The sequence below is a fragment of the Corynebacterium haematomassiliense genome (assembly GCF_013978595.1).
In the GTDB taxonomy this organism is placed as follows: domain Bacteria; phylum Actinomycetota; class Actinomycetes; order Mycobacteriales; family Mycobacteriaceae; genus Corynebacterium; species Corynebacterium lehmanniae.
On sequence record NZ_JACDTZ010000002.1, the window covers coordinates 253,147 to 270,944 of the forward strand.

Below are 17,798 nucleotides of genomic sequence, written 5' to 3' on the forward strand. Positions count from 1 at the left end.
GGCGGGGTTCCCTGCGTCTAAGAGCCATGGGGATGGACTGAGAAGACACACATAAACTGGAGCGTTGGGAAGAACGGAAAGGGGAGTTGAGGGCGGAGCTCGTCGATAAGCGAAGGCTCGCGCACGACTTCTTCCCGGGGTTTCTTGTTGATGGTCTCGGCGTAGTCATGCAGGTCCTTGGCGATCGGACTGAAGATCTCGGCCAGCTCTGCGTCGTTGGTGACAGGGCCTAACGGCCCGTAGTGTGCTAAATCATAAAAAGCAGGTTTTCCTACTTGTGCAACAAAATCTCGGGTTTGATAATTGTCATACGGTGGGAGCCCCTCCGCCGCTGAATATCTGCCGATGGGAGGAATCATGAAAATTCAAAATCGGCACCGCATCGGTGGTGTAGTTTGGGCGGGAGCGTCGACCTCTGCTGGCGCGGGTGCTGCTGTGGCGACGACGGCTAACATCGACGGCCACTACTTTCACAACGGAGTTCGTCATGGCTCTACAGATGTGGGCTAGAGCATGTCTCTTCTGAAATCAGGCCTATTAGCCGTGGGGATATTCGCCACGGCCATTCTGGCGACTACCGTGGCTTTCCTCGGCGCGAGGCTTTACTCAGCGATCGATGGCCACCTGGGTGAGTACGGGGTACAGGTGGAATCAGATCGCACCGCTTCGGAGCGTGCGAGTTTCTATACCGAGCTGGCCGAGTTTGCGCGAAGCAATGACTTCGATATCGCGATTAACTACTCGTCGCTCGCTGTCTCTGGTGGTGAGCAACGAGTCTACTCATCCTCGCTTCCGCCTGACGGCGGTCGGATGGAACGGCCGCGCTTTGAACGTGGGGAAGTTGACATATTTTATCCGCTGGAAGACTTTCCATACTCTGATCCAAGGCAACCTCTCCATATCAAAGGGTCTGCGACGGACGAGCAACACTTGCTGCGGTGGTTAGCCGAACAGGGGCTCGACGCGGAGCCTCTTACCAGTTACTTCTCCGAAATCTTTGCATCTTCGGCAATTCCCATTCTGCTGATCCTATCTGTGCTCCTGTGTCTGGTGCTAGGCGCGGGCCATGTCCTTGCCCGCTCGCGGGAGGTCGGTGTTCATCGACTGCTTGGACTCAGCGTCGCAGAAACGACCCGTATTGAAATTCAGCGCCAAAGCGTTGCGCTTACGATCGCCTACCTCGGAAGCCCCCTGATTGTTGCTGGCCTTCTTTATGTCTACAACGGGTGGGCGGAGAGCTGGGTATTTTGGAGAATGTATTTCACGATCAGCGTGATTCTGTCTGTGTGTTTGCTCGTTGGCTACCTAGGTGGGCAGTTTCTGGTTCGCAGGACATCGATACCGCAATCCATCAAGGGCAAGATCCACGCGCGGCCAATGCTATATGCCCTGACTGCAGTCCGCGGAGTGACCCTGGTTGCTGCGCTCAGTGTGGTCGCAACCTTGGTTGGGTTTTCTGCGGAACTCGAGGCGCGTCACCGCTTGCAGGGGATGTGGGATGCGCACCGTGGGCCGCAAGAGTTGGCGTTGAACGTCAACACGGCCTTCGAAGACTGGTCAGATACAGAGACCGCAGCGCCATTCCGGGTTGCCGACGAGGCGGGAGACGTACTCCTCGTTGATCCTTATTGGATTACATGGCCCGTGGAACTAGAGGCACCAGTTCTATTAGCGAACCAGGAATTCGCGCGACAGGCGGGAGTGTCGATGCTGGATGGTGCTGTAGTGACGGTCTGCTCGCCGGGAGAGTTGTCTGTGCACTCGAGAAACGTGATCGAGGATTCGCTCGAGTTCGAGGCCGGCTATGCCAATGAACCAGCGCCCGACATAGAGTGGCGGGACGGTTGCAGCTTAGGCTCGGTATTCACCTATGACGTTAACTACCGTCCGCAACTCGATAACCCGATTCTCGTCATACTCCCGCGTGGCCTCGCTCCGTTGGGCGACCACAACTTGATGTCAAAGGTATCCCAGCAAGTCCTTCTAACTGTCTCCCCTGACGTGCCTTCGCAAATGTTGAAGGGTGCTACCGGGAACTCACTTGCTTTCTTTAGACCGCGTGAAGACTCATGGCAGGCGAGCATTCGCACCGCCGAGCAGAATGTGGCTCTGTGGGGGCTGAATGGTTTTGCATCAGTCCTGCTTGTGACGGTCTTGGTCGGAGCCACGGTCCTTACTTTTCGCGTCACCTACCGGCGCAAAATCCACGTTGCCTATGTTTGTGGGCGAAGCCCTTGGTGGGTTGCAAAAGAAGCAGTAGCTATCGAAGTTGCATTCTTCCTAGCCACGATTGGTTGGCTGCTTTATAAGGTTCGCGATCATTGGATTCAAGCCGAGAGCCGCGTGCCGTCAACCTGGAGTATCGGGTTTGAAAATCAATGGTCGCCATCCACCATCGTCGCAGTAGTAGGTTTCGGCGCAGTATGGTTCATGGTTTCTGTGGGGTTGATGCTCAAAGCTGCTTCGCGGTGGGATGCAAGAGGAGGTAGGGAACCGCAATGACAATTCAGGTAAGCAACGTATCCTGCGCATTTGGCGAGCGGACGGTTTTGCAAGCTTTCACAGCCACGTTTAGGGCAGGTCGAATCACGGCGCTCACAGGGCCCTCCGGCAGCGGCAAGACAACCTTGCTCAATATGTTAGGTGGGCTGACCACGCCGGATTCGGGGACGATCGAGTTCGAGGGGCTCGACATCGCATCTATGAATTCGCGCGCACGTCGCAAATTTCGGCGATCAAACGTCGGATATCTGTTTCAGGACTACGGTTTGGTCTCCGATCTCTCTGTGATGGAGAACATCAAGATCGCTGTCCCCCGCGTCTCCCGCGAAACAATGGAGTCGGCGCTGAATGAAGTCGGACTTGGCGGATCCGAGAAGCGAACGGTGAGCGAACTTTCTGGTGGTGAACAACAACGCATCGCTTTGGCACGACTCATTCTCGCGCAGCCGAAAATAGTGTTAGCAGATGAGCCAACCGGAGCCCTCGATAAAGCAAATGCGCAACTCGTTCTCAAACATCTACGCCATTTTGCTCAGAAAGGCGCAGTAGTCGTCGTAGCCACCCATTCTGCGTTTATTTCCAATAATTCAGATGAGGTAGTGGAGCTCTGATGTAGCGGAAAAATATAGCTGGGATCGAGCGTCACCCCTGTACTTGTCGGATGCGCAGTCGTTTGGTGACGCGTAGGCAGCACCCAGAGACTACGGGAGGGGTGGCGTTTGGGGATGGAAGGCGAGACTGGGCTGATCAACGCGGTTGTCTCGGTCGGGCACAGCGCTTCCCAGCCGGCTAACGCCGGTGGCGAGACCTTCCTCGTACCCAAGACGATCCAGGTCACCATGAACGGGCTCGCCATCGCCTGCGCAACGCCGGGGAGGTTGTCGGCTTCGACGCCTCGGAGCCGGAGAGGCGGATCCAACCTAAAACGCGCCCGAGAAGCAAGAAACAGGCAATAAAACATTTCCGCAGGTAGGGGAGTTTGTAAAGGGGTTCTAAGCCTGTGCTGGCGCCCTTTTTCGGTTACGGAGCAAGAAAACTACTCAGCCCAGAAAGGGACATAACGGCGGTTGCGTGGTCCGGCATCCGGGTCGTAGAGCCGGATGAGGCCTTTGTCTACCGTGGCGTTAATAAGTCGGGTCGCCTGGGAGGCCTGCGAATCCCTGAGTCCGAAGCGATGCCGTATTGATGCGTTAGTAATAGCGCGATTATCCAGAAACCCGAGGCACGCATGCTGGTAGACGGCTTCGATCTTTTCATCCGTAGTCATTAGGTTGAAGGGGCGGTAGGCGCTCAGTGTGACGGTGGTTGTGCCGTTTGCGCGAATGAGTGCCGGTGGAAAGTGCTCTTTTTCCAGCGACGCAACGATCTTGTCCCAGCCGCTTCCGCGTTGCTCTACGAAGTGTGCGAGGCGAAGTGCTTCGCCGAGGTGTGCATTACGAGTGGTAGAAGCCGAGTCAATAAAACGTTGAGGATCGACCAACGGTGTACCAGGATTGGTTACTTCCACGCGGTCGCTGAAAATCTCAACGGTCAAGTACTGACCGCGCTGTTCCAGATCCTGGTGCATGAGCGCATTCGCAAATACTTCGCGAAATGCCACAGTGGGCAGCAGCGGGGTTTCAATTCGGCGTCCGCTTGGATCGATAGTCTCTCCACCGGGTTTTAACGTGTTCACCAAGGTCACGATCTCGCTAAACGAGGCGGCGTATTGTTTAGAAGATCGAAATGGAAGCGGTGTGGTGAGTTTGTGGTAGCGCTTGAGTGGGGATCCGGTAGCGGGTCCCTGCTCAGGCGCTTTGTGTGTTACTGGTTAGCTTCCAGTCTCATGTTTGGTCCTTCGAGGGTGATGATTTCGGCGCCGGCGATGAGTCGGTTGAGGATGGACTCGGCGATGACGGCGTCCGGGATGGATCTGTACCAGTCTTGCGGGGTGAACTGTGAGGTCACGATTGTTGATCGGTTGCCTTCTCGTTCGGAGAGAATGTTGAAGAGCAGGTGCGCGGTGGCGGCGTCGACTGGGGTGGTGAGGAAGTCGTCGAGGACTAGCACGTCGACGTTGATCAACTCGCGGGTGAGTTTGAGCCGGGCTGGGTCGTCGAGTGGCATTACTGCGAAGTGCGCGGCGAGCATGTCGGTGCGGTAGAACCTGGCGGAGTAGTCGTTGCGGCATGCTGCGGTGATCAGTGCTTGGGCGAGGTAGGTCTTGCCGACTGAGGATTTGCCCAAGATGACAATGTTTTGGCCCAGGTGGCACCATTGTCCGTGAGCGAGTTGGTTGACTTGTTCTGGGTTGATGGTGCGGTCAGGTGCGTAGGCGACGTCTTCGAGGCAGGCATCGGGGTTTGGCGATCGTGATGCCTTGAGCAGTTTGTTGATGCGGCGTTCGCGGCTGGCCGCGACTTCGTTGTCGAGTGCGTAGAGCACCTTTTGTGAGAAGGTCCACGTGTCGGAGGCTGGGTCGTTGGCGATGTCGATGACGCTTTTGCCGAAGGCTGTCATGCGAATCGCTGTGAAGTCCGCGAGGACGGATTCGTCGAGGAAGCGCTCTTGCGGCGGGGTCGGTGGGGTCATGGCGTTGTGGTTCCTTTCTTGATGAGGTTGTCCAGGCTGAACTGTGCTGCGCCACCGAGGTAGGCGCCGCTGGTGTCGCGTGTGGCAGCGGCGGGTGCGTGGGCCCGATGCCCAGGTGTGGCCGGTGCCGGTTGGTCGAAGCCGTGTGGTCGGGTTGCGGCTTCTTTGCGTACGGCGGCCATCATGTTTTTGACCGCGGTGTAGGACACCGCCCGGCGGGTCCCGTCGGAGGAGACCAAGCGCTTACATGCTTCTTCCAACACGAGCTTGTTGGCGTGTTTGCCCATTGACAGCACGTTCCTGCACGATTGGTACGCCTGGGCCGGGATTGCTTTCGCCGTGATCATTTCCTCGATGACGGTGCGTGTCGCCGGCCCGATCTTTTGGGCTTCGCGCAGGAAGTAATCGCTCGTCCACAGTCCCTGGGTGTGATCCATGTTCGCCGGTATGTGGTCGGCATCGGTGACATACGCCCCGCGGGTGTGGGCAAGCGTGTGGGTTGTAACGGCACGGCCACCATCGAAGACCGTGAGCACTTGCCCGGTGATGCGCACATCGACAGTGCGGCCAACGAGCTGGTGCGGCACGGAGTACCGCACGCTAGCTACGGTGATGTGGAAATCTGGGGCGACCTTGGCGCGTTTCCACTCGGTGCGCTGCCACGGGGTATCGGGAAGCGCTGTCAACAGGTGCCTTTCATGCGCATCGAAAATGTCTTTGCGGCTTGACTGCTGGTGACGAAACGGTACCGCCTGGTTGATCTGGTCAACCAGCTGCTGAATTCGCGAGTTGAGTTCGTCAAGGTCGACGCACTGGTGGCCATCGAGTGCGTGGATGACCTTGTGGGTGACGATCTTGACTGCGGCTTCGACATTCGCTTTGTCTTTCGGCCGTTTCGCCCTCGTGGGCAGTGCTGCGGTGTTGTAATGCTCCAAAAACTGCTCGTAGGTGTCGTTGACCTTGCGGTTTCGATCCGCCGCGCTGATCGCGTTCGACGCAGTCGAGGCATTATCCGGCACCACAACCTCAGAGGGTGTCCGATTCTTTGTGTGCGGGGGTTTGGTTTACAAGTAGTCCGCGAATCGGTCGGGGTAAGCCACGGCTAGTTGGTTGATGGCTTGTTTCCACCCGGTGGCTTTCGCTCCTTCAATATAGCCGTTGCACTCAACGTCGCGCTTCGCTTTCTTGGCTCGCTGCGCAGCGCGCTTGTCTTCGATGTTGCAGATCATCAACCAAAGCGTCTTCAGCGCCGCGGTATCGTTCGGGAATTGCCCGCGGTTACGGGTAGCTTTCCGCAGTTCAGCATTCAGCGACTCGATCGAATTCGTGGTGTAGAGCACCCGGCGTGCCGCCGGCGGAAACTGTAAAAACGGCACGAACCGCTCCCAAGCGTCGCGCCAAACTTTGACCGACTGCGGGTATTTCCGGCCCAGTTCACTGGCCTCGAACGCATCCAAGCTGGCACGGGCGGTGTCCTCGTTTGTGGCCGTGTAGACCTCACGCAGCGCCCGGGAGACACCTTTGCGGTCCTGATACGACACCCACCGGTTCGCAGCCCGAATCAGGTGCACGATACAGGTCTGCACCATGGAATTCGGCCAGGTGGCTTCCACGGCTTCCGGCAAGCCTTTGAGCCCGTCGCAGCAGACAATGAACACGTCCTGGACACCGCGGTTGGCCAGATCCGCGCACACCGATGCCCAGAATGCGGCACCTTCATTTTCAGCGATCCACAATCCCAGGATGTGCTTGATGCCGTCCATGTCGACACCAACCGCCATATAGCAGGACTTGTTGACCACGCGGTGCCCGTCACGGATCTTGACGCGTAGCGCGTCGAGGAAGATCACCGGGTAAAACTCGTCGAGCTGACGGTTTTGCCAGATCATGACCTCGTCTAACACCGCATCGGTAATGGTGCTGATCGTATCCGGACTCATATCCACCCCGAGCGTGGTCACGAGGTGATGCTGGATATCGCGCACTGTCATCCCGCCGGCGTATAGCGAGACGATCATGTCGTCGAGTTCTGTGAGCCGGCGTGCACCCTTGGGCACCATCCGGGGAGTAAACGTGCCGGCACGATCCCTGGGCACGGTCACGTCCAACGCGCCGTAGCCAGAATTGACGGTCTTGGTGTACGACCCATTGCGGTGATTGTTGCCCTGTGCGGATTCGACTTGGGCTTTCGTCTTGCGGTCAGAATGGCTATAGCCCAAATGCGCATCCATCTCCGCCTGCAGACCAGCGTTGATCGATGCCTGCAGCAGGCCTTTGACCAGCTCGCTTGCATCATCAGCGGAAGCCGACAGCTCGCTGATCAAGCTGGCGAGCTCAGGATTTTCCATCAGCTTCTCGCTGATCTCATTGACCTTTGCCGGGTCATGGTTTTTCTTCGGTGACACCGTAGTCATTATCGGTGAAACTCCTTCTAGATCAGAGCCTCACACACAAACTTCCTGACACCCTCCAACCTCAGGCACGCCCCCGAAGTAGGCGAACGCGTGGTGGTGGGCATCAAGCCAGGAATGCTGGCGCTCATCCGGACATGCGAGGGCAAAAATCATCCCTGAATACGGCATTGAGGCGACAAACACGCTGACCTTCACCCCCGGTGCGCCATAAGGGTCGAACAGGCGCATCTTGGTGCCTGCCCAATCCACCTGCATGGTGTGCCCCGGTGTGTGGGTGATGCGTGCGGTCAAACCGGCCGCATCGACATGAGACGCCACCAACTGGCGAAACCGGTCGTAGCTGTAATGGAGCTGGCCGGGTAAAGCAGGTGTGGTGGTGTAGCGCGCCCACAGCACTTGCAGTGTCTGCTTGTTACGCCCCGTGCGGGCTTTGACCACCGCATCAAAATCGATAGGGACGAACTCGCCCTGGCCGGTACTGCGCCCATCTACGAATAACTCGTCGAGCTCATCATCCGTCAACGCCAAAACCTGGTCGACGGTGCGAATCCCAAGGGATCGAAGCACCTGATTCGACCGGGAAATCGTGCGGTGCGAGCACCCGAGCTGTTGTTCAATCTGGCGGTACGAACGCTGCTGCACAAGCAGCTTCATCACCGCCCGGTAATCCGTCATCAGCGGACTCCTTCCGGTAACCGGCTACACCCCTGTGGCGCAACCACCCGAAAGCATCACCCGCCACCGCCAACCCCGCTACCGGAAACCCACTGAACCGCTACCCGAAAGTCACCACACCGCTACCAACTAGCCGGTCGCAACAGCGTATCCCTCGTCAAACTCCCATTCTCGTTGGAGTTGCGTCCGCGATGTGTCACCGAAGTGCATCACGCGAGGGGCTAAGCCGGCGAGGTGTGGGAAGGATTTGAGTGAGCGCGCGTACATCAGAGCAGACCAAGCAGGAATACACCAGCCCAATTCGTGGGAGTATGTAATCGCCTCCGCTGCTCGCATTGTGTCGATGAGGGCGCCACCAACATTGCGTGGCAGTTCGGGCCGGTTGATAAAGAAAGCGTCGGAGGAGAGAAGGGAGGTGATCTCTTCGGGTTCGAGGCCTTCCGCGGCGTTGCTGGTTTCAAACTCGAACTGGTTGAGTTTCCTCCACAACTCGCGTTCACGATCTGGAAAGTCCATTAAGTTTTTTGTGTAGCTGCCCTGTCGGAAGTAACGGGTCCCATCGTAGGCATAAGGGGCCGAAAGGGCAGCCGGAATCCGGAGGAGTACGACGGTTCTATTTTCGATTGTGACCGATTCGAAGGAGATCGTCGGCGTGGGGGAGACTACACGCTGCAACCAAGGGAATAGGTCTTCGTTGCCTTTGCCTTTCGTTATCTCCCATTGGAACGAAGTGCCTACGATTTCATGCGTATCACTTACACCCCAGATCAGGTAACCTGCTGGTTCATCATGAAGACGAGCTGAGTTGCCTAAAGCGCACACATACCTGGCAATTTCCGGGCCGGTCGTGGTGCTGTTTTCCTTAAACTCCAGCCAAGGGAGCTCCGCAGGCAAATCGAGGAATCGCTGGATTTTAGCGATGAGTTGAGGCTCCGGGGTGGAATTAAGTGGTGACATGCCTCAAGTATCCCCCAGAAGCAAGAAACAGGCAAGAAAACGATTCCGCAGGTAAGGGAGTTTTTAAAGGGGTTCTAGGCCTGTGCTGGCGCCCTTTTTCGGTTACGGAGCAAGAAAGAGTGTGAATGTACGGGGCCAGAAAGAATCGTGCTTCTGATCTGATGTAGGTGGTCTAGTTCCTCGGGTAAGCGTTTGCGGTAAATGGGGCGGAGGTACTGGGCTGGGCACAGCGCTGCCCAGCCTGACCAAACAAAAAACGGCCGGTGCCGGGGCGCGAAACCCCGACACTGGCCGGCCGTTTTTTAGATCAGCGAGCTACTTCTCCAGTTCGTCGATGATCTTGTTGAAGGTTGCGGACGGGCGCATGACCGCCGAGGTCTTCTCCTCGTCCGGCCAGTAGTAACCGCCGAGGTCGGCAGCGTTGCCCTGGGCGTCCAGGAGCTCCTTGTCAATCACATCGGCGTTGTCGCGCAGGTCCTTCGCGATCGGGCCGAAGACCTCGGCCAGCTCGGCGTCGTCGGACTGGGCTGCCAGCGCCTCTGCCCAGAACAGGGAGAGCCAGAAGTGGGAGCCGCGGTCGTCGATCTCGTTCACCTTGCGCGACGGGGACTTGCCTTCGTCGAGAAGCTTCTCGGTAGCCTTGTCCAGCGCGGCGGCGAGAACGCCGGCGCGCTCGTTGCCGTTAGTGTTCTTCTCGTGGCGGAAGGACTCAGCCAGCGCGAGGTACTCGCCGAGGGAGTCCCATCGCAGGTGGTTTTCTTCCTGGACCTGCTGGACGTGCTTCGGGGCGGAGCCGCCGGCACCGGTCTCGAACAGGCCGCCGCCAGCCATCAGCGGGACCACGGAGAGCATCTTGGCGGAGGTGCCCAGCTCGAGGATCGGGAACAGGTCCGTGTTGTAGTCACGCAGGACGTTGCCGGTCACGGAGATGGTGTCCTCGCCGCGGCGGATGCGCTCCACGGAGGTCTTGGTGGCCTCGACCGGGGAGGCGATGGAGATGTCCAGGCCCTCGGTGTCGTGGTCGGCCAGGTACTTGTTCACCAGCTCGATGAGGTTGCGGTCGTGGGCGCGCTCCTCATCCAGCCAGAAGATGGTCTTCATGCCGGACAGGCGTGCGCGGTTGACGGCCAGCTTGACCCAGTCCTGGATCGGGGCGTCCTTGGTCTGGCATGCGCGCCAGATGTCGCCGGCCTCGACGTCGTGCTCGATCAGCACGTCGCCGGCAGAGTTGACCACCTGGACCTTGCCGTCGGCCGGGACCTTGAAGGTCTTGTCGTGGGAGCCGTACTCCTCAGCCTTCTTCGCCATCAGGCCGACGTTCGGGACGGTGCCCATGGTGGTCGGGTCGTAGGCGCCGTTTTCGCGGCAGTCGTCGATCACGGTCTGGTACACACCGGCGTAGGAGGAATCCGGGATGACGGCCAGGGTGTCCTGCTCCTGGTCGTCGGCGTTCCACATGTGGCCGGAGGTGCGGATCATCGCCGGCATGGAAGCGTCGATGATCACGTCCGACGGCACGTGCAGGTTGGTGATGCCCTTGGCGGAGTTCACCTGCGCCAGAGCCGGGCCGTCCTGCAGGGCCTTGTCGAAGGCGGCGCGGATCTCCTCTCCGTTTTCCAGCTCGGACAGGCCCTCGTAAATTGCGCCGAGGCCGTTCTCGCCGTCCAGGCCCGCTGCGAGGAGCTGCTCGCCGTACTTGTCGTAGACGTCCTTGAAGAAGGCGCGCACGACGTGGCCGAAGATGATCGGGTCGGAGACCTTCATCATGGTGGCCTTCAGGTGGGCGGAGAAGAGCACGCCTTCGTCCTTGGCGCGCTTCACGGCGTCCAAAAGGAACTCATCCAAAGCGCGGGCGGACATGTAGGTGCCGTCGATGACCTCGCCCTTTTCAACCTTCAGGCCGTCCTTGAGTACCTCCTCGCCGCCGTCAGCCTTGACCAGCTTGATGGTCAGGGTGTCTTCGGACGGCATGATGACGGACTTCTCGTTGTGGCGGAAGTCGCCGGCGTCCATCGTCGCCACGTTGGTCTTCGAGTCGGAGGACCACTCGCCCATGGAGTGCGGGTGCTTCTTGGTGAAGTTCTTCACGGCCTCCGGAGCGCGGCGGTCGGAGTTGCCCTCGCGCAGCACCGGGTTCACGGCAGAGCCCTTGACTGCGTCGTACTTCTCCTGCGCGTCCTCGTAATCCGGGATGTCAAAGCCTGCGGCCTGCAGCTCAGCGATGGCCTTCTTCAGCTGCACCAGGGAAGCGGAGATGTTCGGAAGCTTGATGATGTTGGCTTCCGGCGTCTTCGCCAGCTCACCGAGCTGCGCGAGCGCGTCGTCGACCTTCTTGTCGCCGAGGCGGTCCGGGAACTGCGCGAGGATGCGGCCGGCCAGCGAGATGTCGGCAGTGTCCACGTCGATGCCGGCGCGGGAAGCGAAGGCCTCCACGATCGGCTTGAGGGAGTACGTCGCCAACAGTGGCGCTTCGTCGGTGCGGGTCCAAATGATCTTCGCCATAATGCTCCTTTGATTTAACGTGTCTGACTTCAGCCAACCAGACTACTAGGGTCATCACACATGAGTCTCACAATTGCGTCGGTCAACGTCAACGGCATCCGCGCCGCCACCAAAATCCGCAACGAAAACAACCCGGGCATGCTGGCCTGGCTCGATGAAACCCCGGCGGATGTGGTGCTTATGCAGGAGGTTCGCGCCACTGCCGAGCAGGCGCGCGCGGCGTTGGCGCCCGCGCTGGAAAAGGGGTGGCACCTCGCCGTCGCCCCCGCGGAGACCCCCGGCGCGAAAGGGCGCGCGGGTGTGGGGATCCTGTCGCGCACCCCGCTTGACGACGTCACCTTCGGCATCCCCAGTTTCGAAGATGCCGGACGTTTCATCGCGGCCACACTTTCCGACGGCACCCGCGTCGGCTCGTTGTACCTGCCGTCGGGTTCCGCCGACACGCCAAAGCAGGACGAGAAGTACCGCTTCCTCGACGAGTTCGAGCCGCTGCTGGAGCAGTGGGCGGGTGAGTACCCGGGCATGGTCATCGGCGGCGATTGGAACATCTGCCACCGCCGCGAGGACCTGAAGAATTGGAAGACCAACCGCAAGAAGTCGGGCTTTTTGCCGCACGAGCGCGCGTTCATGGACGCGGTGTTCGGCTGCTTCCCGGACGAGGAGGCCCAGGACTTAGACGTCAAGGCAGACGCTGTGTGGGCGGGCGCTGTGGAGTACGTGTCCAAGGGCCGTCGAGAAGCGAATGGCTCCCCGAAGTGGTTCGACGTGGCGCGCAGGCTGCACCCGGAGGACGCGCCGTACACCTGGTGGACGTTCCGCGGGCAGGCCTTCAACAACGACGCGGGGTGGCGCATCGACGTGCAGGCTGCGACCGCGAACATGCTCGAGCGCGCCGAGCGGACCTGGGTGGACAAGGCGCCGACGGTGGAGCAGCGGTGGTCCGACCACTCGCCACTTTTGGTTGAATACCGCTAAATGCTGAACACCGTTCAAGGACGGGCTACACTGACACCTACTTGTGACGTGAACCACCAAGAACGGAGTCCAGTAATGACTGACATCCTTGACATCGCACGCGAAAAGGCCCTGGAAAACGGCGAGGGCCTGAACCAGGAGGAGCTCGTCCAGATCCTCAACATCGAAGACGAGCGCTTGCCGGAACTGCTCGACCTGGCGCACCAGGTGCGCATCAAGCACTGCGGCGTGGACGTCTCCCTCGAGGGCATCATTTCCCTGAAGACGGGCGGCTGCCCCGAGGACTGCCACTTCTGCTCACAGTCCGGCCTGTTCGAATCCCCGGTGCGCGCCGTGACCCTGGACATCAACGAGCTGGTGGAGGCCGCCAAGCAGTCCGAGAAGATGGGCGCAAGCGAGTTTTGCATCGTCGCCGCCGTCAAGGGCCCGACCCAGCAGCTGCTCGACCAAGTCGCCGAGGCCGTCACCGCCATCCAGGACGAGGTGGACATCTCCATCTCGGCCTCCCTGGGCATCCTCACCCGCGACCAGGCCCGTCAGCTGGCCAAGATGGGCGTGTCCCGCTACAACCACAACTTCGAAACCGCAGAGTCGTTCTTCCCCAACGTGGTCACCACCCACACCTGGCAGGAGCGCAAGGACACCCTGGAAAACGTGCTGGCAGAGGGCATGGAAACCTGCTGCGGCGGCATCATCGGCCTGGGCGAGACCATCGAACAGCGCGCCGAGTTCGCCGTGCAGCTCGCGGAAATCCAGCCGCACGAGGTGCCGATGAACTTCCTCGACCCGCGCCCGGGCACCCCGTTCGCGGACCGCCCGCTGGTCCCGCAGGGCGAGGCGCTGCGCGCCGTCGCCGCATTCCGCCTGGCCATGCCGTCCACCCAGCTGCGCTTCGCGGGTGGCACGGAGCTCGCGCTTGGCGACGACGGCACCGAAGCCGGCCTCATGGGCGGCGCCAACGCCATCATCGGCGGCAACTACCTGACCACCTTCGGCCGCCCGATGGAGAAGGACCGCGACGCCGTGGACCGCGTGATGGAAGGCGCGACCCCGGGCGTGAACCTGGGCATCACCCCGGTGGGCGAGAAGGTCAACTCCGGCCACGGCGTGCTCTACGACACCATCAAGTCGCTGTAATCTTCGCTAGGTTTTTCCGCGCATGAAGATTCCCGACAACACCGATCTCGCCGACGCCGTTTTGTCCGGCGAGATCGCCTGGCCGCTCGACCCGGCCCGCCCCTACGATGCCCCGCGCATCTGCCCGCTGTGTGAGCGCCGCATGGTAGTGAAAATCAGCCCGATGGCGTGGGAGGCTGCTTGCTCCCGCCATGGCCTGCTGCGGTCTGAGTGGTTGGAGCGTTAGTGCACGAAACGGCGGGTTCTAGCGAACACAATTGCGCTGGCTGCTAAAACTACTGGCCCCGCCGCCGCTACGAAGATGGCGTAGACGTAGGGATCGGAGGGGTTCACATCCGCCTTGTAGATACCCACTAGGAGCCCGGTGAAACCACCCACGAACATGCTGTCGAGCATGAACCACTGCATGCGGGTGCCCCGCGCAAGGCCGATTGCTACACCGGACAGCCCCATCGTAATGAAGATGACGAAGTGGAGTAGCACAGTTGACACGACGGATGTCAGGTCCTGCGCAGCACCTTCAACGAAATACGGTTCGCCGCTGAAGTCGATCCAGGGCATCGGTTCTCCGTTGGTAACAATGAACGGGTCGTACCGCTTGTAGTACGGGCTATGTGCTTGGTGGTACACCGCCGACGCGGCGGTAAGTGGCGTGAGTATGACCGCTGCCACGAAAGCCGTTAGCGCTGCCGAATTCATCCATCGGTTGAAGCTCGCGCCCAGCTGATTCATTGCTGGCCAGTTCGATCCTCCGATCGCGAAGAGAATCCACAGTGTGGCAGCGCCCGCCATGGTCCACAGGCCGCCGTCGCCAAACTCCAATCGTCCAAAGGGAACGGCAATGCAGAGGACAAGAAAGACGCCCAAATACATTGTTGGTTTGAAGGGGCTGAGGAAGAGCTTCATCGTGCGGGCCTTTCTGTCGCGAGGAGGTCAATGAGTTCGGCATCGTCCGGATACTCGATGGGCAAGTGGACATCGGCCTCGCCGATAGGTTCGGCGAACGTCGCGCGTGTCGTGGGCCCGAGGCTCGCTGTTTCGGCGACGGGGAAGCGGGCGATAAGGTCTTTGATCTCGGCGGTGGGGCCGGTGACCGTTGGAAAGCACAGGCGGGCGTCGTCGAGTGGGACTGGGCGCGAAACCACCCGATCAAACACTTGGATGACATGAGTGGCGAGACCCACGAAGTCCTCAGAGCGATGCGATGCCATCACCACTCTGCGCTGCGGGTTCTCCGCGATGTAGTCGATCAGTCTCTGGCGGACCTGTTTGCGGGTGGTGGTGTCGATGCCGTCAAACGGCTCGTCGAGAAGCAACAGGTCTTTGCCGATGGCTAGGGCCACCTCAATGGTGAGTAGGCGGCGTTGCCCAACGGAGAGATCTCTGATACGGGCGTTGGGAAAGCCTAGGTCTACGTGCGGGTAGATCGCTGCGACTGCGCGCAGGTGATCGTCCACGGTCGTGCCTGCAAACTTGGTATCCGCACCAGCCGGGACGAACGCGGCGTGCCGGCTCATTAGCGTGTGGAGGTAGTGGGTTTTACCGGCGGCGTTCGGGCCGACCAGCGCGTAGAAGCCGGGATTCATTGGGCGCGCTCCTTTTCGATCATTGCCGTCAGCTCCTCGGTGGTGATGCCGAGTTGGTTGGCCTCATGGACAAACGGCTGGACAAAATCGCGGGCGAATGCTTCGCGACGAGTACGTAACACCTGCTCACGCGCACTCTCCAGGACGAACATGCCGAGTCCGCGGCGTTTCTCCAGTAGACCCTCGTTGAAAAGTTCGGTGAGCGCTTTGGCGGAGGTGGTGGGGTTGACGGAGTGGTAAGCGGAGAGCTCGTTGGTAGACGGCACCCGGTCGCCGGGGGCGAGGGTGCCTGCGCCGATGAGGTCACGTAGCTCATCCGCAATCTGTAGGTATATGGGTTTACCACTCATGTGGGTAACCATAGAACTGGAAAGCCCGGCGCGTCAACCCCCAATTTTTGACGCGCCGGGTGAGATCCGGTTATGTCGATGAAACCGCAGGCCAGCGGCTACTCGGCGTCGGTGATGTCGAGGAGTGCCACGCCCTTATCTACATGGCTGCCGGCCTCCACCGCGAGGTTCTTCACAACACCGCTCTTGTGAGCCTTGACCGGGTTTTCCATCTTCATGGCCTCAAGGATGACCACGATGTCACCGGCTTCGACCCGAGCACCTTCGGTAACTTCGGACTTCACCACGGTGCCCTGCATCGGTGCGGTCAGGGTGTCTGCGCTGGCTGCGCCCTTGCCGGAACCCTTACCTCCCGATCCACCGCTACGGGAGCGGCGCTTGCGGTCGCGGCGAGTCAAAGCAGAGGCGCCGAGAAGCAACGTCTCCGGCAGAGTGATCTCGATCGATCGGCCGTTGACCCCGACAGAGACGGTGCGGCGGCGCACCTCATCCTGGTCACTGTCTTCGCCAGCGCCGTCGGACTCGTAGGGCGCGACGTCCGGGTCCCATTCCTCTTCGATCCAGCGGGTGTATACGGCGAATTGGGAGGCGTCGCCGGTGAAGGTGTCGTCGTCAAGCATGCGCTGGTGGAAGGGGATGATAGTCGGCATGCCTTCTACCCGGAATTCGGCGAGGGCGCGCTTGGCGCGGGCGATGGCCTGATCGCGTGTTTCGCCGCGAACGATGAGTTTGGCCAGCATCGAGTCGAACTGGCCGCCGATGGTGGAGCCTGCGCGGATGCCGGAGTCGACGCGCACGCCGGGGCCTGCGGGTTCGATGTAGGTGGTGGCGGTGCCGGGCATGGGCATGAAGTTGGTGCCGGCGTCTTCGGCGGTGATGCGGAACTCGAAGGCGTGGCCGGTGGGCTCCAGATCGACGTCGAAACGCAGCGGCTCGCCGGCGGCGATGCGGAACTGCTCGATGACAAGATCCACGCCGGTGGTTTCTTCGGTGACGGGGTGCTCGACCTGGAGGCGGGTGTTGACCTCAAGGAAGGAGATCATCCCGTCAGCTCCGACGAGATATTCCACGGTGCCAACGCCCACGTAGCCTGCTCGCTTCGCAATCGCTTTAGCGGACTCGTGGATGCGTTCGCGCTGCTCATCGGTGAGATATGGGGCGGGGGCTTCCTCGATGAGCTTTTGGAACCTGCGCTGCACGGAGCAGTCGCGGGTGCCAGCGACGATGACGTTGCCGTGCGTATCCGCCAGCACCTGTGCTTCAACGTGGCGGGCGCGGTCGAGGTAGCGCTCCACGAAGCACTCGCCACGGCCGAACGCTGCTTTGGCTTCGCGGGTGGCGGACTCGAACAGTTCGCGGATCTCGCCACGCGTGCGGGCGACCTTCATACCGCGGCCGCCACCACCGTACGCCGCCTTGATAGCCACCGGTAGACCGTGGTTGTCGGCGAATGCGACCACATCGTCGGCGCTGTCTACCGGGTCCTTTGTGCCCGGCACCAGTGGGGCGTCGACCTCTTCAGCGATGCGTCGGGCAGTGACCTTGTCGCCAAGCGCGTCGATGGCCCGCGGCGGCGGTCCGATCCAGGTCAGACCCTCGTCAATGACGCGCCGGGCGAACTCGGCGTTTTCCGCCAAAAAACCGTAGCCGGGGTGGACGGCGTCCGCACCGCTGTCGCGGCAAGCCTTGAGCACTTTGTCGATATCCAGATAGCTTTGCGACGATGTCTCGCCACCGATCCCAATCGCCTCATCCGCCATTTCGGTATACGGCGCGTCCTTGTCGGGGTCGGCGTAGATCGCCACGGAGGCAAGGCCTGCGTCGCGGGCTGCGCGGATGATACGGACCGCGATCTCGCCGCGGTTGGCGACGAGGACCTTACGGAACGGAAAGTCATGCATATGTGCGGTCCTTTCTAGAAGTAGGTTACGTTGCCGATGGTTGGCTGGCTGCCAAACGGCTGGCCGAATGCATCGCCGAACACGTTGTCTTCGTTGGCAGCACCGGCGCCGGCCTCAGCAGCGGAGGTGGCCTGCCAGGTTTGGGCCTCGGCGAGCACGGTGGTCAGTGCTGCCAGTTCGTCGTGGGACAGCGACGTGTCGTCGGTACGAAACAGTGGTGTCATGGTG

The 17,798-nt window shown here is 60.4% G+C and carries 18 protein-coding genes; 5 read left to right on the forward strand and 13 right to left on the reverse strand.

The genetic code is table 11. From position 1 onward, the window contains the following. Positions 1-17 precede the first annotated feature (17 nt). Positions 18-359, reverse strand: a complete 342-nt coding sequence (locus tag H0193_RS10595) for a hypothetical protein (protein ID WP_181889884.1) — start codon at positions 357-359, stop codon at positions 18-20. Positions 360-513: 154 nt separating this feature from the next. Between H0193_RS10595 and H0193_RS10600 the strand changes: the two genes are divergently transcribed. Together H0193_RS10600 and ccmA are read left to right on the forward strand one after the other, a co-directional pair. Further along, complete coding sequence (locus tag H0193_RS10600; RefSeq protein ID WP_181889885.1) at positions 514-2,502, forward strand: hypothetical protein; 1,989 nt, start codon at positions 514-516, stop codon at positions 2,500-2,502. Next, on the forward strand, positions 2,499-3,113 hold the full coding sequence (gene ccmA, locus H0193_RS10605; RefSeq protein WP_181889886.1) for a heme ABC exporter ATP-binding protein CcmA: 615 nt from the start codon (positions 2,499-2,501) through the stop codon (positions 3,111-3,113). The genes H0193_RS10600 and ccmA overlap by 4 nt, the downstream gene beginning before the upstream one ends. 425 nt (positions 3,114-3,538) lie before the next feature. Here the strand turns inward: ccmA and H0193_RS10610 are convergent, their stop codons facing one another. From H0193_RS10610 to H0193_RS10640, 7 genes are all read right to left on the reverse strand, one after another. After that, positions 3,539-4,186: an ATP-binding protein gene (locus H0193_RS10610; RefSeq protein WP_181889887.1), complete on the reverse strand. Its 648-nt coding sequence runs from the start codon at positions 4,184-4,186 to the stop codon at positions 3,539-3,541. 119 nt (positions 4,187-4,305) lie between these two features. Beyond that, a complete protein-coding gene (locus tag H0193_RS10615; RefSeq protein WP_181889888.1) occupies positions 4,306-5,073 on the reverse strand; it encodes an ATP-binding protein in 768 nt (255 codons plus the stop codon). Beyond that, positions 5,070-6,095: a Mu transposase domain-containing protein gene (locus H0193_RS10620; protein WP_236883589.1), complete on the reverse strand. Its 1,026-nt coding sequence runs from the start codon at positions 6,093-6,095 to the stop codon at positions 5,070-5,072. The genes H0193_RS10615 and H0193_RS10620 overlap by 4 nt, the downstream gene beginning before the upstream one ends. Positions 6,096-6,137: 42 nt before the next feature. Next, positions 6,138-7,487 (reverse strand): IS256 family transposase, encoded by a 1,350-nt coding sequence (locus tag H0193_RS10625; RefSeq protein WP_181888978.1) that lies wholly within the window; start codon positions 7,485-7,487, stop codon positions 6,138-6,140. A 30-nt stretch (positions 7,488-7,517) separates the two neighbouring features. Further along, positions 7,518-8,162 (reverse strand): Trp family transcriptional regulator, encoded by a 645-nt coding sequence (locus H0193_RS10630; protein ID WP_236883590.1) that lies wholly within the window; start codon positions 8,160-8,162, stop codon positions 7,518-7,520. A 129-nt stretch (positions 8,163-8,291) separates the two neighbouring features. Beyond that, on the reverse strand, positions 8,292-9,119 hold the full coding sequence (locus H0193_RS10635; RefSeq protein WP_181889889.1) for an AlbA family DNA-binding domain-containing protein: 828 nt from the start codon (positions 9,117-9,119) through the stop codon (positions 8,292-8,294). A gap of 315 nt (positions 9,120-9,434) precedes the next feature. Next, positions 9,435-11,621, reverse strand: a complete 2,187-nt coding sequence (locus H0193_RS10640; RefSeq protein WP_181889890.1) for an NADP-dependent isocitrate dehydrogenase — start codon at positions 11,619-11,621, stop codon at positions 9,435-9,437. A 60-nt stretch (positions 11,622-11,681) separates the two neighbouring features. On the opposite strand from H0193_RS10640, the gene H0193_RS10645 reads away from it, so the two are divergent. The 3 genes from H0193_RS10645 (at position 11,682) to bsaP (ending at position 13,959) form a co-directional block, all read left to right on the forward strand. After that, positions 11,682-12,596, forward strand: a complete 915-nt coding sequence (locus tag H0193_RS10645; protein WP_181889891.1) for an exodeoxyribonuclease III — start codon at positions 11,682-11,684, stop codon at positions 12,594-12,596. A gap of 75 nt (positions 12,597-12,671) precedes the next feature. Continuing rightward, the gene (gene bioB, locus H0193_RS10650; RefSeq protein ID WP_181889892.1) at positions 12,672-13,733 is read left to right on the forward strand and encodes a biotin synthase BioB; all 1,062 of its coding nucleotides are present in this window, start codon (positions 12,672-12,674) and stop codon (positions 13,731-13,733) included. 22 nt (positions 13,734-13,755) lie between these two features. Next, a complete protein-coding gene (gene bsaP, locus H0193_RS10655; RefSeq protein ID WP_181889893.1) occupies positions 13,756-13,959 on the forward strand; it encodes a biotin synthase auxiliary protein BsaP in 204 nt (67 codons plus the stop codon). Here the strand turns inward: bsaP and H0193_RS10660 are convergent. The 5 genes from H0193_RS10660 to H0193_RS10680 all read right to left on the reverse strand — a co-directional run bounded on the left by H0193_RS10660 (position 13,956) and on the right by H0193_RS10680 (position 17,794). Next, entirely contained in the window at positions 13,956-14,639 is a 684-nt protein-coding gene (locus H0193_RS10660; RefSeq protein WP_181889894.1) for a hypothetical protein, read from the reverse strand. The genes bsaP and H0193_RS10660 overlap by 4 nt on opposite strands. Then, complete coding sequence (locus H0193_RS10665; RefSeq protein ID WP_181889895.1) at positions 14,636-15,319, reverse strand: P-loop NTPase family protein; 684 nt, start codon at positions 15,317-15,319, stop codon at positions 14,636-14,638. The genes H0193_RS10660 and H0193_RS10665 overlap by 4 nt, the downstream gene beginning before the upstream one ends. Then, a complete protein-coding gene (locus H0193_RS10670; protein WP_070614319.1) occupies positions 15,316-15,669 on the reverse strand; it encodes a GntR family transcriptional regulator in 354 nt (117 codons plus the stop codon). Before H0193_RS10670 ends, H0193_RS10665 begins: the two co-directional genes overlap by 4 nt. 98 nt (positions 15,670-15,767) lie before the next feature. Next, positions 15,768-17,570 (reverse strand): acetyl/propionyl/methylcrotonyl-CoA carboxylase subunit alpha, encoded by a 1,803-nt coding sequence (locus H0193_RS10675; RefSeq protein WP_181889896.1) that lies wholly within the window; start codon positions 17,568-17,570, stop codon positions 15,768-15,770. Between the two features lie 14 nt (positions 17,571-17,584). Continuing rightward, positions 17,585-17,794 (reverse strand): hypothetical protein, encoded by a 210-nt coding sequence (locus tag H0193_RS10680; RefSeq protein ID WP_181889897.1) that lies wholly within the window; start codon positions 17,792-17,794, stop codon positions 17,585-17,587. Positions 17,795-17,798 lie beyond the last annotated feature (4 nt).

Coding starts and splice junctions, on each gene's coding strand:
- H0193_RS10680 (WP_181889897.1), bottom strand. CDS start 17,794: ATGACACCACTGTTTCGTACCGACGACACGTCGCTGTCCCACGACGAA.
- H0193_RS10595 (WP_181889884.1), bottom strand. CDS start 359: ATGATTCCTCCCATCGGCAGATATTCAGCGGCGGAGGGGCTCCCACCG.
- bioB (WP_181889892.1), top strand. CDS start 12,672: ATGACTGACATCCTTGACATCGCACGCGAAAAGGCCCTGGAAAACGGC.
- H0193_RS10630 (WP_236883590.1), bottom strand. CDS start 8,162: ATGACGGATTACCGGGCGGTGATGAAGCTGCTTGTGCAGCAGCGTTCG.
- H0193_RS10635 (WP_181889889.1), bottom strand. CDS start 9,119: ATGTCACCACTTAATTCCACCCCGGAGCCTCAACTCATCGCTAAAATC.
- H0193_RS10665 (WP_181889895.1), bottom strand. CDS start 15,319: ATGAATCCCGGCTTCTACGCGCTGGTCGGCCCGAACGCCGCCGGTAAA.
- bsaP (WP_181889893.1), top strand. CDS start 13,756: ATGAAGATTCCCGACAACACCGATCTCGCCGACGCCGTTTTGTCCGGC.
- ccmA (WP_181889886.1), top strand. CDS start 2,499: ATGACAATTCAGGTAAGCAACGTATCCTGCGCATTTGGCGAGCGGACG.
- H0193_RS10640 (WP_181889890.1), bottom strand. CDS start 11,621: ATGGCGAAGATCATTTGGACCCGCACCGACGAAGCGCCACTGTTGGCG.
- H0193_RS10670 (WP_070614319.1), bottom strand. CDS start 15,669: ATGAGTGGTAAACCCATATACCTACAGATTGCGGATGAGCTACGTGAC.
- H0193_RS10645 (WP_181889891.1), top strand. CDS start 11,682: ATGAGTCTCACAATTGCGTCGGTCAACGTCAACGGCATCCGCGCCGCC.
- H0193_RS10660 (WP_181889894.1), bottom strand. CDS start 14,639: ATGAAGCTCTTCCTCAGCCCCTTCAAACCAACAATGTATTTGGGCGTC.
- H0193_RS10675 (WP_181889896.1), bottom strand. CDS start 17,570: ATGCATGACTTTCCGTTCCGTAAGGTCCTCGTCGCCAACCGCGGCGAG.
- H0193_RS10600 (WP_181889885.1), top strand. CDS start 514: ATGTCTCTTCTGAAATCAGGCCTATTAGCCGTGGGGATATTCGCCACG.
- H0193_RS10625 (WP_181888978.1), bottom strand. CDS start 7,487: ATGACTACGGTGTCACCGAAGAAAAACCATGACCCGGCAAAGGTCAAT.
- H0193_RS10615 (WP_181889888.1), bottom strand. CDS start 5,073: ATGACCCCACCGACCCCGCCGCAAGAGCGCTTCCTCGACGAATCCGTC.